The organism is Paenibacillus sp. FSL R10-2199 (assembly GCF_038000235.1).
GTDB classification, from domain to species: domain Bacteria; phylum Bacillota; class Bacilli; order Paenibacillales; family Paenibacillaceae; genus Paenibacillus_AQ; species Paenibacillus_AQ phytohabitans.
On record NZ_JBBOBO010000001.1, the window covers coordinates 2,471,477 to 2,486,216 of the forward strand.

Annotated in this window: 12 protein-coding genes and 1 tRNA gene; 8 read left to right on the forward strand and 5 right to left on the reverse strand. The window is 53.1% G+C overall.

The window, feature by feature from the left end; all coding sequences use genetic code 11:
- The first annotated feature begins 5 nt into the window (after positions 1-5).
- The 3 genes from pstC to NYE33_RS10905 all read left to right on the forward strand — a co-directional run bounded on the left by pstC (position 6) and on the right by NYE33_RS10905 (position 3,927).
- Positions 6-950 (forward strand): phosphate ABC transporter permease subunit PstC, encoded by a 945-nt coding sequence (gene pstC, locus NYE33_RS10895; protein WP_340942778.1) that lies wholly within the window; start codon positions 6-8, stop codon positions 948-950.
- Positions 950-1,831, forward strand: coding sequence for a phosphate ABC transporter permease PstA (gene pstA, locus NYE33_RS10900; RefSeq protein ID WP_042139673.1), 882 nt, complete (start codon positions 950-952; stop codon positions 1,829-1,831). The genes pstC and pstA overlap by 1 nt, the downstream gene beginning before the upstream one ends.
- 212 nt (positions 1,832-2,043) lie before the next feature.
- Positions 2,044-3,927 (forward strand): FapA family protein, encoded by a 1,884-nt coding sequence (locus NYE33_RS10905; RefSeq protein ID WP_341065741.1) that lies wholly within the window; start codon positions 2,044-2,046, stop codon positions 3,925-3,927.
- Between the two features lie 519 nt (positions 3,928-4,446).
- Here NYE33_RS10905 and NYE33_RS10910 read toward each other — a convergent pair.
- Positions 4,447-4,520, reverse strand: a tRNA-Arg gene (locus NYE33_RS10910).
- A 150-nt stretch (positions 4,521-4,670) separates the two neighbouring features.
- Between NYE33_RS10910 and NYE33_RS10915 the strand changes: the two genes are divergently transcribed.
- The 5 genes from NYE33_RS10915 to ispG all read left to right on the forward strand — a co-directional run bounded on the left by NYE33_RS10915 (position 4,671) and on the right by ispG (position 10,488).
- Positions 4,671-5,600, forward strand: a complete 930-nt coding sequence (locus tag NYE33_RS10915) for a hypothetical protein (RefSeq protein WP_042139669.1) — start codon at positions 4,671-4,673, stop codon at positions 5,598-5,600.
- 96 nt (positions 5,601-5,696) lie between these two features.
- The gene (gene tig, locus NYE33_RS10920; protein ID WP_039296639.1) at positions 5,697-7,052 is read left to right on the forward strand and encodes a trigger factor; all 1,356 of its coding nucleotides are present in this window, start codon (positions 5,697-5,699) and stop codon (positions 7,050-7,052) included.
- Between the two features lie 302 nt (positions 7,053-7,354).
- Positions 7,355-7,945 carry an ATP-dependent Clp endopeptidase proteolytic subunit ClpP gene (gene clpP / locus NYE33_RS10925; protein ID WP_042139667.1) on the forward strand — a complete coding sequence of 197 codons (591 nt, stop codon included), beginning with the start codon at positions 7,355-7,357 and terminating at the stop codon, positions 7,943-7,945.
- Between the two features lie 12 nt (positions 7,946-7,957).
- Positions 7,958-9,214, forward strand: a complete 1,257-nt coding sequence (gene clpX / locus NYE33_RS10930; RefSeq protein WP_042139666.1) for an ATP-dependent protease ATP-binding subunit ClpX — start codon at positions 7,958-7,960, stop codon at positions 9,212-9,214.
- A 128-nt stretch (positions 9,215-9,342) separates the two neighbouring features.
- Positions 9,343-10,488 (forward strand): flavodoxin-dependent (E)-4-hydroxy-3-methylbut-2-enyl-diphosphate synthase, encoded by a 1,146-nt coding sequence (gene ispG / locus NYE33_RS10935; RefSeq protein WP_039296744.1) that lies wholly within the window; start codon positions 9,343-9,345, stop codon positions 10,486-10,488.
- A gap of 145 nt (positions 10,489-10,633) precedes the next feature.
- On the opposite strand, the gene NYE33_RS10940 is transcribed toward ispG, so the two are convergent.
- From NYE33_RS10940 to NYE33_RS10955, 4 genes are all read right to left on the reverse strand, one after another.
- Positions 10,634-11,689 (reverse strand): GerAB/ArcD/ProY family transporter, encoded by a 1,056-nt coding sequence (locus NYE33_RS10940; protein WP_445669778.1) that lies wholly within the window; start codon positions 11,687-11,689, stop codon positions 10,634-10,636.
- Between the two features lie 74 nt (positions 11,690-11,763).
- The gene (locus NYE33_RS10945; RefSeq protein WP_042139665.1) at positions 11,764-11,973 is read right to left on the reverse strand and encodes a hypothetical protein; all 210 of its coding nucleotides are present in this window, start codon (positions 11,971-11,973) and stop codon (positions 11,764-11,766) included.
- Positions 11,970-13,178 (reverse strand): Ger(x)C family spore germination protein, encoded by a 1,209-nt coding sequence (locus NYE33_RS10950; protein ID WP_042139664.1) that lies wholly within the window; start codon positions 13,176-13,178, stop codon positions 11,970-11,972. Before NYE33_RS10950 ends, NYE33_RS10945 begins: the two co-directional genes overlap by 4 nt.
- A 39-nt stretch (positions 13,179-13,217) precedes the next feature.
- Positions 13,218-14,681 (reverse strand): spore germination protein, encoded by a 1,464-nt coding sequence (locus tag NYE33_RS10955; protein ID WP_341065746.1) that lies wholly within the window; start codon positions 14,679-14,681, stop codon positions 13,218-13,220.
- Between the last annotated feature and the right edge of the window lie 59 nt (positions 14,682-14,740).

Genomic DNA, 14,740 nt, shown 5'->3' on the forward strand with positions numbered 1-14,740 from the left:
AAAGTATGGGGGCACCGGTTCATAGCCTGACAGCACAGACACAGAAGAGCCTTGAGGAAGTTAGAGTGAATACCAGAAGACATAAGAGACATCTGCTTGGCAACACGTTATCCCGTTATTATTTCCTGTTCAGTATCCTTGCGCTTTGTGTGGTGCTTGGACTAGTTATTGTATTCATCGGCAAAACGGCGCTGCTGCTGTTCGGGAGCGTCTCGCCGCTCGATTTCTTCTTCTCGTTCAACTGGACACCGGAAGAGGATGCCTTCGGCGCCGCTGCCTTTATTGTAAATACATTATCGCTTACCGCATTGACCCTGGTCATCGCCGTACCAATCTCAGTCGCTATGGCCGTGCTCTGTGCGGAGATCGCGCCTAAATGGCTGACAAGCTTCATCCGTCCGGTGCTGGATCTGCTGGTCGGTATTCCTTCTATTGTATATGGTTATCTGGGCTTGACCGTACTGCTTCCCTTCCTGCGAAGAGTGAGCGGAGAAGGCCTGGGGGACGGACTGCTCGCCGCAGCCCTCGTGCTGGCGCTGATGGTGCTGCCGACCATTTGCCGGATCAGCGATGATGCCATTGTGTCCGTTCCGCGCAAATACCGTGACGCCGCGTATGCGCTGGGCTCGACCCGTCTTCAGGTCATTATGCGCGTTGTACTGCCGGCAGCAAGCCGGGGGATTGTCTCGGCCGTTATTCTCGGCATGACCCGTGCGATCGGCGAGACCATGGCGGTGGTTATGGTGATCGGCAATACGCCTCAGCTGGCGAAGACCCTGTTCACGCCAACCTCCGTGCTGACCAGCAACATTGTAATGCAGATCTCTAATGTTGAGTTTGAGTCCACCTGGAACTACTCCCTGCATATGATGGCCTTCCTGCTGCTGCTCATTTCCTTTGTGCTGATTCTAATTATCCGCGTGCTGGGCCGGAAACGGAGGGATGCCTGATGAACGGGTTTACTCGTACACGATATACGGCAAGGGCGCAGCGGCGCAACAAAATAGCAACCATCGGTTTCTACACACTGGGCGCTCTGGTGATGCTGCTGATTTTCTGGCTGCTGTTCACCATCTTAAGCAAAGGCCTGCCGGCGCTCCGGCCCGACTTCCTGATCAAGCAGCCGGAAGAGATGGATGCCGGCGGGGGGATCGGCCCTGTGCTTTTCAACTCCTTCTATATTCTGTTCATCTCGCTGCTGATCTCGGTTCCGATCGGGATCGGGGCAGGTATCTATATGGCAGAGTATGCGCCGGATAATGCCTTCACAGGCGCATTGCGCATCTGTGTGGAATCCCTGGCCTCCGTTCCGTCCATCGTGTTCGGCCTCCTGGGCCTGGCGATCTTCGCCGAGTACTTCGGTGTCGGCCTGACCATCCTCGGCGGAGGCGTGAGCCTGGCACTGCTGAACCTGCCGATGCTGGCCCGCGTCACGGAAGAAGCCGTGCGCGCGGTCCCCGGCGAGATCCGTGAAGCCGGCTATGCACTCGGCATGACGAAGTTCCATGTCATCCGCAAGGTCGTGCTGCCGGTAGCCCTTCCGGCTATCATCACCGGCGTCTGCCTCGTGGCCGGACGCGCCTTCGGGGAATCGGCGGTTATTATCCTGACCGCCGGACTCAGCACCTCCGGTGAGATGTGGGATTTCAATCTGTTCTCGCCGGGTGAGACCCTGGCGGTCCATCTGTGGTACGTGCAGTCCGAGGCGATTGTCGAGGATGCGCGGCAGATCGCGGACAAGTCCGCTGCGGTGCTGGTGTTCGTAGTCCTGCTGATTAACTTTATTTTCCGCTTTCCGCTGTGGCTGGGGAACCGCCGCCGGGGGCGCTGAGACTTAGACTTGGAGCGGTATATGTGAATGACAGGCTGCCTTTGCTGTGGATAATCCACGGCGGGCAGCCTGTTTGACGTGACAGGAGACGCGGAGGATCGCAGGCGCCGGAGGGCTTTTTTTCACAGGGGAGCCTATCTATTTCCATTGCTTAAAATTATAATAATACTAGAATGAATGAAAGCGGTTATAAGGAACAGGGGGTATGCCGAATGCCTGACCGTATGTCCGAGCAGGAACTGAATAAGCTGATTAATATGCTGGAGCTGTCGCAGGGTGACGGTGATATCGAGTTTGATATTTCATTTATGGTATCCGGTGACCCGGATCATGACCACGGGGGGCGGGTGCTGGTCCGGGCTGACAAAATCTTCGTACAGGACCCGCTGCCCGGCGGTTCGCCCGCAGTGATTATGGGAGTTCTTCCGGTTAATCTATATGTCAACGGCGAGCCGGTTTCCGGCCCGGCCGAGGTAACTACGGAGGATACTATAGAGTGGGAAATCTCGGAGCCGCCGCTGTATTCGATTACCGTGTCGGAGGATCGTCTGCTGGCTTTTTTCACCCTCCATTCCACGAAGAAATTCTCCTGGAAGCTGAATGATCATTTATCCGCCGGAATGGTGGAAGTAGACGCCGTGATGAATACGGAGAATGTTGTCGGAATTCTGGGCCTGAACCAGATTATTGCCGACTTTGAGCGCCGGGGAATCATTCAGAACCTGAATATCTCCGGAATTCATGCTGAACTGCAGAATCCCACTTATCAGCCAATTACCGCTGCCCAGGGCAGAGCGGCTGTGCCGGGGGAGAATGCGCATCTTGAACTGTTTTTCTCCGAGACGATTGAGAATGAATTCAGCGAGATTGAAGGCCAGGTGGATTACCGCAGCCATCTGCGTATTCCTTCCGCGATCCGCGGTGAAGTGCTGGCACGCAAAATTCCGGTAATCGAGGGGATTCCCGGCTATGATGTATATGGAGAGATTCTATATCCCCCGCCGCCTGCAGACCTTACGATTCTCGCCAAAAATAATACAGTGCTGCTGATCGGCAATGAAATCCGCGCCCTGCGTGAAGGCCGGCCCCGGGTAACCGGTGACCGGATCAAATATTTCGACATCTGCACGTCCTACATCGTACCCGGCAATGTGAACATTAAATCCGGCAATATAGTATTCTCCGGAGATGTCATTATACGGGGCGATGTCGAGGACAATATGATCATTGAGTCGCTGGGTAACGTCTATGTTGCCGGCAGCATCTATAACTCCACCATCACAGCCACCGGCAGTATTCTTGTCAAAGGCAATGTAGTGAACAGCAATCTGTACTCCGGGTATTTCGGCGTGATGTACAACCGGATCTACAACTGCTCCAAGCTGCTGATTGAAGAGACCAAGATCCTCCAGACCGCGGTCCGGATGCTGGTTCAGGCCGTCCAGGGGCGGAAGCAGAGCGTGAAGTACGGACAGGCTGTGCTGCTGCTGCTGGAGAGCAAGTTCCAGAAGATCCCGCAGCTGATCAAGGAGCTGCTCTCGGTGCTGGCAACGGTTCAGGCCTCTTACCATCAGGATCTGGAGCAGACGCTGCATTTCCTGAATCTGTTCCTGAAGCCGGCCCAGCTGGTGGATTATATGAGTGAAGCTTCGCTCAGCGGAGTGATCGGCATGCTGGAGGAGCTGCATATGGGTGTGGCCCGGATGCAGGAGACTAAGGTCGAGGTTAACATCGGCAAATGCCAGAACAGCACGCTGAAATCCAACGGCGATATCATCATCCACCGGGACGGGATTGTGCAGAGTGAGCTGTTCTCTTCGGGCAATATTACGTTTCTCAAAACATTCTCCGTCTGCCGCGGCTCCAAGCTGGAGGCCGGGGGCAGCATTTCTGCCTTTTATGTCGGCGGGGAGAGCGGCGCACAATCCTACCTCAAGGCCAAACAAAGCATCTCCGTCCGCAAAATGTACCTGGGCAAAGTCACCATTGACCGCTATACCGCAGACATCACCGAGCCGGTGGAGAACCTGGTCTTCAACGCCGAGAGTCTGCGGAGCATGAAGCTGTCAGCGGAGTCCGGGAGAGGATTAGTGTAATATTAGAGCGTCCTGTATGCCTTGTGGCTGCGTGGGCGCTCTTTGTTTATGTTGCAGTGAGAAATAGGGGTGAAGTGAAGGAAAACGTCAGAGTGCGGGGATACGGGTGCGGGTGGCAGGGATGAAGCGAAGTGAGGGTAAGTGGAGGTAAGTGAAGGTAAGCGGCAGGATGATGCAAGTGTAGGGAGTAACAGGCAAGATAGAAGAAGCGGTGAGGAATAAGGTGAAGACGATGAGGGGCGCTGTAGACTGTATGCGAGGAAATAGAGCATTCCAGGATATATGCGGAATCTGTGTCCGCATGGCCTGCGGAATGGCGCGATCCGCCCAAATAAGGGCCCTCCAGTCCGCAAGGGCCCCGCTATGTGCTGGCACGTACCGTCCCGGAAGAATACAGCCCATTCGGGCTGATTGCGAAGCAGATCCTAACGAAGCGTATGCTCCAACGTCCCCGTTGGCGCGAGGGTTCTCATCCTCCGGACGCACAAACAGCCTCCCCGAAGGGAGGCTGTTCTATGACGTCCCGGAAGGGATTCGAACCCCCGACCGTGCGCTTAGAAGGCGCATGCTCTATCCAACTGAGCTACCGGGACATGGTGCCTGACTGAAAAGCAAGCAAAAATTATGTTATCATACATAGATTATTTTTTCAACTTGTTTTTTTGAAACCGTACGGGGATATGCTATAATCAACAATTGATTAGGGTTCGGATGAAGAGGAACGGAGAAAAGGAGGTGCCCTCATGAATCAATTCAATTCCCCTGCCAAAGAGAATATCGTGCTGTTCCCGAAGACGCTGGATTATTATCAGATCCAGCTTACGGTAATGCTGGAAAGTGAACGTTACGGGGAAGCGATGGAACTGCTGCGTTTTCTGCTGCAGTGCCAAGGACAGGAAGAGCGGCACTACGAGGAGTGGCAGTCGCTGCTGGATTGGCTGGAGGCGGCGTTTCCCTACGCCGCACAGGGCGGGGATGCGGATGATGCCCCCTCTGCAGAAGAGCAGGATCTGAAGGAAGAGGATATGGCCCGGATTCTGGCCAAATCCAAGCTGGAGGAGGATGCGGATTATCCCGATAAGCTGCTGAAGCGGGTCATGAATGAGCCGCTGTCCGAAGCGACCGTGCTGGCGCTGGAGCAGCTCTCCTACCTGGAGGGAAGCCATGTAGATGAAGCGCTGACCGGCTGGCTGCAGCAGGCTGAGGTGCATCCGCTGCTGCAGTTCCGCACGCTGCAGACGCTCCGCCGCCGCGGGGCCCAGGGGGCGGTCAGGCTGAGCCGCGGCCACGAAGCCGCTGAGGTGGAGATCGAGGCTGTGCCGCTGCAGAATGACGAGTTCCCGCCGCAGGTAAGCCAGGTGCTGGAGCGGGTGGCGGAGCAGGCCGAGGTGCATGAGCCGACGCTGTACTATTTTGCCCAGGAGCTCTGGGGGCAGTTCATCATGTCGATTTATGGAACGAAGGAATACCGCGAGCTGCTGGACGGAGAGTATTCACTGCTGGATATTTGGGCCGGAGCCTTGCACCAGATGGTGTCGGAGAGCCTGAACGGAAACCGCAATGAAGAGGAAACACGGAGTATGTACGGGATCACGGACAGCATGCGCTTTCAATTCGAAGCGGCCTACCGTTCGCTCAAAGGATTTGTAAAGAGTTCTCTACTTGATAAATAAAGTAATGTTGTATATAATATAATGGTTATTCTGTGCGTGAATTGTATGACTTTTTTTAAGTAAACATGTAACCAATTTTGGAGGGAAAAGTATATTATGAAAGCAACCTGGGAAAAAATAGAGAAGAACCTTGGAGTTCTTGAAGTCGAAGTAGAAGCAGACCGTGTAGCTGCAGCACTCGACAAAGCTTTTAATAAAGTGGTTAAGAAAGCAAACGTACCTGGATTCCGTAAAGGTAAAGTGCCGCGGCCGATTTTCGAATCCCGTTTTGGTGTGGAAAGCCTGTACCAGGATGCCATCGACATTCTTCTTCCTGAAGCTTATGGCGAAGCAGTTGAACAAACCGACATCTTCCCTGTAGACCGTCCTGAAGTAGACATCGAGCAATTCGCCAAAGGCCAGCCGTTCATCTTCAAAGCGAAGATCACTGTTAAGCCAGAAGTGAAGCTGGGCGAGTACAAAGGTCTGGAAGTTCCTGTACAGAAGGCTGAAGTAACTGATGAAGAGCTGGACGCTGAACTGACACGTCTGCAAGAGCGTCATGCTGAGCTTGTTGTAGTTGAAGATGAAGCAGCTGTTAACGGCGACATCACTGTGATCGACTTCGACGGTTCCGTTGACGGCGTTCCTTTCGAAGGCGGACAGGCTGAGCGTCATTCCCTCGAACTGGGAAGCAACTCCTTCATTCCGGGCTTCGAAGAGCAAGTAGTTGGCATGTCCACCGGAGACTTCAAAGATGTTGAAGTTACTTTCCCTGAGGCTTACCATGCTGCTGAGCTTGCCGGCAAAGTAGCTGTATTCAAAGTGAAGCTGCACGAAATCAAACGCAAACAGCTTCCTGCACTGGATGATGAATTCGCTAAGGATGTAAGTGAATTCGACACTCTGGAAGAATACAAGGCAGATCTGAAGGCACAGCTGGAATCCCGCAAACAGGAAGAACTCAAAGGCGTTCGCGAAACTGCAGTAGTTGATGCAGCTGCTGCTAATGCTGAAGTTGAAATTCCTGAAGCTATGATCGCCAGTGAAGTAGAGAACATGGTTCGTGATTTCGACACCCGTCTTCGCCAGCAGGGCATGAACATGGATATGTTCCTCAGCTTCTCCGGCCAGACACGTGAAGACCTGCAGGAACAGATGAAGGGCGATGCCGAGAAGCGCGTTCGCAACAACCTTGTTCTGGAAGTCATCGCTAAGGAAGAGAAGATCGAAGTTTCCGAAGAGGAAGTTACGCAAGAGCTTGCTACTATGGCAGAAGCTTACAAACGTACTCCTGAAGAAATCCGCAGCATTCTGGCGGCCAATGGTTCCCTGAGCAGCCTGAGTGACGAAATTTCGCTGCGCAAGACTATTGAGTTCCTCGTTAGCAATAGCGTAGAAGTTGATGCTCCGGCTCCTGCTGTAGAAGCGCCCGTTGAAGAAGCGGCTGCAGAAGAAGCAAGCGCTGAGTAGTCATCTGCTGAGTAGTCTTCTTTAGAAATTTTACCTAGCACGGCCATTTCCATTAGGCCTCCATAAAGAGCAGATAAGGCACGTAAGTTTTTGTTACGTGCCTTATTTTTATCGGGGCGGACGTTATGTGAGTACATACCACGAATCAAGAATTGGCATTGCCCGCGGAATTGCGATATAATGGCATGCACATGAGCAGTGCGGTTAAGAGCAGCAGTGAATAAATGACATCCCGCTTTGAACGTGTTAAAATATTTCTGAAACGGAAAGACTAATCTGTATAGAGAAAAGAGGTTGGTGGCATGAGTCTGGTACCAATGGTTGTGGAAACGACAAGTCGGGGAGAACGCTCATACGATATCTATTCGAGATTGCTCAAGGATCGCATCATCTTCCTAAGCAGTGCGATTGACGATGATGTCGCCAATCTGGTTATTGCCCAGTTATTGTTCCTGGCAGCAGATGACCCCGAAAAAGACATTCACTTGTACCTCAACTCGCCCGGTGGTTCTGTCACAGCCGGCATGGGTATATATGATACGATGCAATATATCAAACCGGATGTTTCAACGATTTGTGTAGGGATGGCTGCCAGTATGGGATCATTGCTCCTTACAGCTGGAGCGCCTGGCAAGAGATTTGCGCTGACCAACAGCGAGGTTATGATTCATCAACCGCTTGGCGGCGTTCAGGGGCAGGCATCCGATATCTGGATCCATACCGACTGGATTCTGAAGACGAAGGCGAAGCTGAATCAGATTTATGTAGAGCGCACAGGTCAGCCCCTTGACAAAATCGAACGGGATACGGACCGCGATAACTTCATGAGCGCGGAAGAAGCGAAGGAATACGGGCTCATTGACCAGGTACTCTCTTCACCGATCATATCTTAAAGGGGTGGTAAGATGTTTAAATTTAATGATGAAAAAGGGCAACTGAAATGTTCTTTTTGCGGCAAATCGCAAGAGCAGGTTCGTAAGCTGGTAGCAGGACCTGGCGTTTATATATGTGACGAATGCATCGAGCTGTGCACGGAAATCGTGGAAGAGGAGCTCGGTCACGAAGAAGAACTGGATATGAAGGATATTCCGAAACCGAAGGAAATCCGCGATATTCTGGATCAGTACGTAATCGGCCAGGAGCAGGCGAAGAAATCGCTCTCCGTTGCCGTATACAATCACTACAAGCGTGTGAACAGCCAGAGCAAGATTGAAGATGTGGAGCTGACGAAGAGCAACATCCTGCTGCTCGGACCTACAGGCTCGGGTAAGACCCTCTTGGCGCAGACGATGGCGAAGATCATCAACGTTCCTTTTGCCATTGCAGATGCCACTTCCCTTACGGAAGCAGGTTATGTCGGTGAAGACGTTGAGAACATCCTCCTGAAGCTGATTCAAGCGGCTGATTATGATGTGGAGAAGGCCGAACGCGGCATTATCTATATAGACGAAATTGACAAGGTAGCACGTAAATCCGAGAACCCGTCCATTACCCGTGACGTTTCCGGTGAAGGCGTACAGCAGGCTCTGCTGAAGATCCTGGAAGGTACAGTGGCTTCTGTTCCACCGCAAGGCGGACGTAAGCATCCTCATCAGGAATTCATCCAGATCGATACCACGAACATTCTGTTCATCGTAGGCGGTGCTTTTGACGGCCTGGAGCAAATGATCAAACGCCGTATCGGCAAAAAAGTCATCGGCTTCAACGCAGGGGCTGAAGGTCAGAAGGATCTCAAAGCCGGCGAATACCTCTCCATGGTATTGCCTGAGGATCTGCTCAAGTTCGGCCTCATTCCTGAGTTTGTCGGCCGTCTGCCGGTCATCTCGACCTTGGAGCCGCTTGATGAGAACACACTGGTACGTATCCTCTCCGAGCCGAAGAACGCGCTCGTGAAGCAGTACATTAAGCTGCTCGAGATGGATAATGTAGCGCTGAAGTTTGAACCGCTTGCCCTGGAAGCTATTGCCAAGGAAGCGATCAAACGCAACACCGGTGCCCGCGGACTGCGTGCAATCATCGAGAGCATTATGCTCGACGTGATGTATGAGGTTCCTTCGCGTGATGACATCAAGGATTGTGTCATTACCGAGAAGGTTGTCCAGGAGAAGTCCCTGCCGGAGCTTAGTCTCAAGAAGGATAAGAAAAAAGAAGAAAGTGCGTAAGCAATGAGTAATCATCTGCTTAGTGCAGCTTAACAATACAATTCAGGGTCTCCACTTTCTCCCGCACACCCCGCAGTACCTGCGGGAGCGGAGAGGGTGGAGCTTTGATCGTTATGGGGGAGAAAACCATGTTCTTGAGACACCAGACCCGTCCCGTCAATGTCGGCGGGGTTATTATTGGGGGAAACAACGAGGTTGCTATCCAAAGCATGTGTACGACCAAAACCGCCGATGTGGAAGCGACCGTAGCCGAGATTCTGCGGCTGGAGGAAGCCGGATGCCAGCTCGTGCGTGTGACGGTTAATAATGAAGAAGCGGCGGCGGCAATTAAGGAAATCAAGAAACAGATTCATATCCCGCTGGTAGCGGATATTCATTTCAACTATAAGCTGGCCCTGCTGGCGATTGAGAACGGCATCGACAAGGTGCGGATCAATCCCGGCAATATTGGACGCCGCGATAAGGTGGAAGCTGTAGTTAAAGCCTGCAAGGATAAAGGGATTCCAATCCGTATCGGGGTTAATGCCGGTTCCCTGGAGACGCATTTGCTGGAGAAATACGGCTATCCTACACCAGAAGCTATGGTGGAGAGTGCCCTGTACCATATCGGAATTCTCGAAGAGCTGGATTTCCATGATATTATCGTATCGCTGAAGGCATCCGATGTGCCGATGGCCATTGAAGCCTACCGCAAAGCGGCGGAGGTTATTCCGTACCCGCTGCATCTGGGGATTACCGAGTCCGGTACACTGTTCGCAGGAACCGTGAAGAGCTCCGCCGGGATTGGTGCGCTGCTCTCCATGGGGATCGGCAGCACGGTACGTATCTCACTGAGTGCTGATCCGGTAGAAGAGGTGAAGGTGGCACGTGAGCTGCTCAAGACCTTTGGTCTGATCTCGAACGCGGCTACACTGATCTCCTGCCCGACCTGCGGACGCCTGGACATTGATCTCTTCTCTATCGCCAATGAAGTAGAAGAGTACATCTCCAAGCTGAAGGTGCCGATTAAGGTATCTGTACTGGGCTGCGCAGTGAACGGGCCGGGTGAAGCAAGGGAAGCCGATATCGGCATCGCCGGCGCACGCGGGGAAGGTCTGCTGTTCCGTTACGGCAAGATGATCCGTAAGGTTCCTGAGGCAGAGCTGGTCTCCGAGCTGAAGAAGGAAATTGACATCATTGTGGCGCATTTTGAAGAAACGGGTGAGATTCCCGGCCGCAAGCATGCGGGACTGGCTCCGGCTGTAGTTGTTGGTAACCCAGAGGGCAGCAATTAACTGAACTGATTCTATCGCATCCTATCCTAATAGCAACTATGTTTATATACATGAAGCGCCCCGCTGCAGAGGTCTGGTTCGTTCAGACCGACTGCGGCGGGGCGCTTTTTTAATAGCTAAGAATTTAGATGTTTTTGGGGTTATTTTATGTGCTTTTCCGGAAAACAACCTTCTTCAGCAGGGTTAGAACGTAGATCATGAACGGGATCAGCAGGAGGAAAATGAACGAGAATTTCCCCCATACCGTTCCGATAATGTCATTGACGTAGACGGTGTTGATATATGTATTCCAGGCGATGATGAGGAACAATACGGCCAACGGGTAGATCAGATGCTGTGGAGCTTTGAGCCCGAAGACTGTTTGGATACCCTTCAGGATGGAGAGGTAGAGCAGCGAAATTTTGATGAAAAAGGTTAATACCCAGATGGTGATCAGTAATCCTTCGACGCGCTGCAGAATGTTCCCGATATTGATCGTTTTGGCCAAGGCGTAAGCAGGGAAGGTGCTATTCTCGGTCTGCTCAATGCCAAGCACCAGAATGCTGAGCAGTACAATAAGGAGCAGCACGATACCGCCGGTCAGAGTGCCCCACAAGAAGGCCTTCTCCCCGCTTTTTCGCTTATGGACCAGGGGCAGGAACGTCATCATCACAATCAGCTCCTGAAACATGGCGGCCTGAAAACCGGCCTGGAAAACGGGACCTGTGCCTCCCTCCAACACAGGCTTGATATGATTCCATTCAATCTGGGGGATCAGCGTGAGGACAAGGATCAGGAACAGAAATAATACCCAGGGAAACAGCAGCTCCCCCAATCTGGCGAGTATGACAACCCCCATGCCGGCACTCATAACCGCAGCAATCAGGAACACAATCTGGACGGCCTCAATCGGCGTTTCCGGCATAATCTCACTCGACATGAAGAATCCAAGGTCACCCAGCAGAGTGCCGGTGAGAATGAGGAAATAGAACAGATACAGCAGTGAAATTATTTTACCGGGCCATTTACCGAAGGCAGCTTCGTGAATTTCAAAGAGATGTTTGCCGGGGTGAAGCCGTGCGATGAATAGATACAGCACCACCATGACCAGGTTGATCATAAGGCTGCAGAGCGAGGCGATCCAGGCATCTTCTCTGGCGGTATGCGCAAGTCCGCTCGGGATGACCAGAATAGAGGTGCCGATGGTTAAACCGAATGTCATAATGTAGAACTGCCTCGCGGCAATACCGGTACGGCTTTTCACCTCTATCTCACATCCTTTCCGCAAAAAAATATTCAGGATAGCAGCTCCATTATGCTGCGAACCCAGTCAAGCGGCCTAAGCTGGGGCAGATCCGCCTTATCTGCGAGAGTAACTATGACAGTCAGAGCCCAGATGCCATAGAAAGCAGCGGTATCCCGGGCGGAACGGAGCCTAAGAACGCCGGGTGTCTTCAGGAAGAGTACAAACAGCAGGAAGAACAGTAGCAGCAGACTCCAGTTCATTTCTCCTCGAGCTCCCTTTTGAGCGGCTGTATGACCGAGCCGATGCGCCGGACCGCCACCTTGGAATGAACATCAATCTTAACGGTCTTGAAGGTGTCCGCCCAATGGTCGCGGTAATCCTTCCACAGCTTCGGATATTTGCGGTGCAGTGCTTCTCCGAAGCCGAAGATATCCGAGTTATATTTCTGCTGGATCTCCCGGATATCACTGGCCATTCTGTCGTCGAAGCGTTTCTCCAGATTCTTCTCAATGCCCTCAATGCTGGACGGCTTGTTCAGATCTAGGGTTCCTTCCACTGTCGTCAGATTCGCTTCTATATTCAGCCGCACCGTGAATTCGGGTTTGGCCTGGTCATTCAGCTTGATATCCATCGAAGTGTCTGCCCGGTAAACAATGAAGCCTACGGTTCCGCCATCCGGGCCGGGGACATTTCCAACCGTTGAGTCTACGTCGTTCAGCGTATAATTAACACTCTTGCTGAGCGGTTCGCCCAGCCAGCCGACCAGCTTGTCTTTTTTGAACACGGCGATGCCGGCATGCTGGATCAGGGCCTTCGGGCTGATGCTCTGCACATTTTTGGCGGACTCCCCGTCCTCCAGATCTCCTTTTAACTGTACTCCCGACATGATCGGGTTCGAGCCGCCGCGCTCCAGCTCGGTAATGAACTGCTGCAGGGTTACCTTCCCGGTCGCTGCCCATTTCTTATGGGAGACGAGAATGGAAGAATACAGGGAGTTCGCCGGAATATGCTCGAAGGGTGTGATAATCTCCAGGATCTTCGAAGCTTTCGAGTTCTTGGCTACCAGCAGGTAGAAATCGGTACGAAGATCATGGTCGCGTGAGATGAAGTCCAGCGCATCGCTGACCCCGCTGCGGGCCAGTTCTTCCCCAAAGACAAGCACACGGATATGGGCCAGATACAGCATACGGGGAGTCATGCCCAGCATCCGCTGCAGCGCATCGGGAACGGTACGGCCTACGGATTTGTAGGTCACAACAGGCAGGCTTCCGGAGGAGGCGCCCTTCTGGTTACCGGCCTCGCTGGGGTTCATAACCTGGACGGTGACCGCATACCCTTCCGGAACCAGATCAATGCCGAGCGCCATGACCAGAGCGAGATCATTCAGTTCTTTGCGGCTCCAGCATCCGGTAAGTGACATGAGACTTAGAATCAGGAGGATCGTAAGGGCGCGTCTTCCCCGCATCAGGCAGCGTTCCTTTCGTTATAGATTCACAGGCAACCTCTAGTTTCGTCCAAAAAACTTCTTCATGCTGCGCCGCGAGACGCGGATGAAGGTGTCCCGCTGGCTCTGCCAGCGCATAGGCGCGAAGGAGGTCATGTAAGGGACGCCTACCGATTCCAGGCTGCACAGATGCAGGCCCAGAATAATCATCGCGATAATCATCCCGTACAGGCCGAAGGAGGCGGCAATCGCCATTAGCACGAAACGCAGCATCCGCACAGAAATGCCGACATTGAAGGCCGGTAATGCGAAATTAGCGATCGCTGTGATCGACACTACGATGACCATGGCTGCTGAGACCAGCCCCGCATCAACCGCTGCCTGACCGATAACCAGGGTTCCGACGATAGACACGGACTGGCCGATGGATTTGGGCAGCCGGATACCGGCCTCGCGCAGAATCTCGAAGGTAATCTCCATGATGAAGGCTTCAAGGAATGCCGGAAAAGGAATCCCCTCGCGCTGCCCGATCAGGCTGATCAGCAGTGTGGTCGGAATCATCTCCTGATGAAAAGTAGTGATGGCGATATAGAAGGAAGGGGTCAGCAGAGCAATGGCGAAACAAAAAAATCGCAGCAGCCGCACCAGACTGGCGAAATCGCTCCGCTGGTAGTAGTCCTCACTGGATTGAAAGAATTGCACCAGCAGTGCGGGAACCACAAGCACAAACGGAGTCCCTTCCACCAGAATGGCGATCCGCCCTTCCAGCAGTGCCGATGCCGTGACATCCGGACGCTCGGTATTATAGACGGTCGGGAAAGGGCTGTAGCGCTTGTCCTGAATCATCTCCTCGATATAATTGCTCTCCAGTACGCTATCCAGCCTGGCATCATCCAGCCGTCTGCGCAGCTCCTCCAGTACGACGGGATCGGCATTGCCTTCAATGTACATCACCGCGACATCCGTCTGGGTCTGCTCCCCCAGCTTGCGTGACTCGATCCGCAGCTTCGGGTTCTGGATGCGCCTGCGGACCAGAGCGGTATTCTCCCGCAGGGATTCGGTGAAGCCTTCTCGGGGCCCGCGGACTACCGACTGGGAGACCGCATCCTCCACCGCACGCTTCTTGAGAGCCTCTGTACCGGCAGACAGCGCCGTAACGCTGCCTTCAATGAAGAGAATCGTGTTGCCCGCCAGAATTTCCGTCTCAACCTCTGTATAGTTGCTGATCTCTCCAACCTTGCCCAGGGTAAGCGTCCGTTCCTGCAGCAGCTTGAGGCAGGTTACCGGCGTGAATTCGTCCAGTTCATGGAACAGGCCGGCATCCTCGTGAACCGCTTGAATGAGAGACTGCGGATCAGACAGGCCTTCAATAAAGACAAGCACAGCGGACAAAGGGCCAAGTGTGATGAACCGGTAGATGATATCTGTACTTTTGCCCAGGCGGACTTGCGTTCCCTCTATAAAAACGGACAGAGATTCCGGCAGCTTCTCCTGCGGCGATCCTGCATTTTCCAGCTGCGTCATGTGCATTCGCCTCCTGTTATCCGGTATAGTCTTTCCGTTTATGGGGATCGTATGCAATC

Coding starts and splice junctions, on each gene's coding strand:
- pstC (WP_340942778.1), top strand. CDS start 6: ATGGGGGCACCGGTTCATAGCCTGACAGCACAGACACAGAAGAGCCTT.
- pstA (WP_042139673.1), top strand. CDS start 950: ATGAACGGGTTTACTCGTACACGATATACGGCAAGGGCGCAGCGGCGC.
- NYE33_RS10905 (WP_341065741.1), top strand. CDS start 2,044: ATGCCTGACCGTATGTCCGAGCAGGAACTGAATAAGCTGATTAATATG.
- NYE33_RS10915 (WP_042139669.1), top strand. CDS start 4,671: ATGAATCAATTCAATTCCCCTGCCAAAGAGAATATCGTGCTGTTCCCG.
- tig (WP_039296639.1), top strand. CDS start 5,697: ATGAAAGCAACCTGGGAAAAAATAGAGAAGAACCTTGGAGTTCTTGAA.
- clpP (WP_042139667.1), top strand. CDS start 7,355: ATGAGTCTGGTACCAATGGTTGTGGAAACGACAAGTCGGGGAGAACGC.
- clpX (WP_042139666.1), top strand. CDS start 7,958: ATGTTTAAATTTAATGATGAAAAAGGGCAACTGAAATGTTCTTTTTGC.
- ispG (WP_039296744.1), top strand. CDS start 9,343: ATGTTCTTGAGACACCAGACCCGTCCCGTCAATGTCGGCGGGGTTATT.
- NYE33_RS10940 (WP_445669778.1), bottom strand. CDS start 11,689: ATGACATTCGGTTTAACCATCGGCACCTCTATTCTGGTCATCCCGAGC.
- NYE33_RS10945 (WP_042139665.1), bottom strand. CDS start 11,973: ATGAACTGGAGTCTGCTGCTACTGTTCTTCCTGCTGTTTGTACTCTTC.
- NYE33_RS10950 (WP_042139664.1), bottom strand. CDS start 13,178: ATGCGGGGAAGACGCGCCCTTACGATCCTCCTGATTCTAAGTCTCATG.
- NYE33_RS10955 (WP_341065746.1), bottom strand. CDS start 14,681: ATGACGCAGCTGGAAAATGCAGGATCGCCGCAGGAGAAGCTGCCGGAA.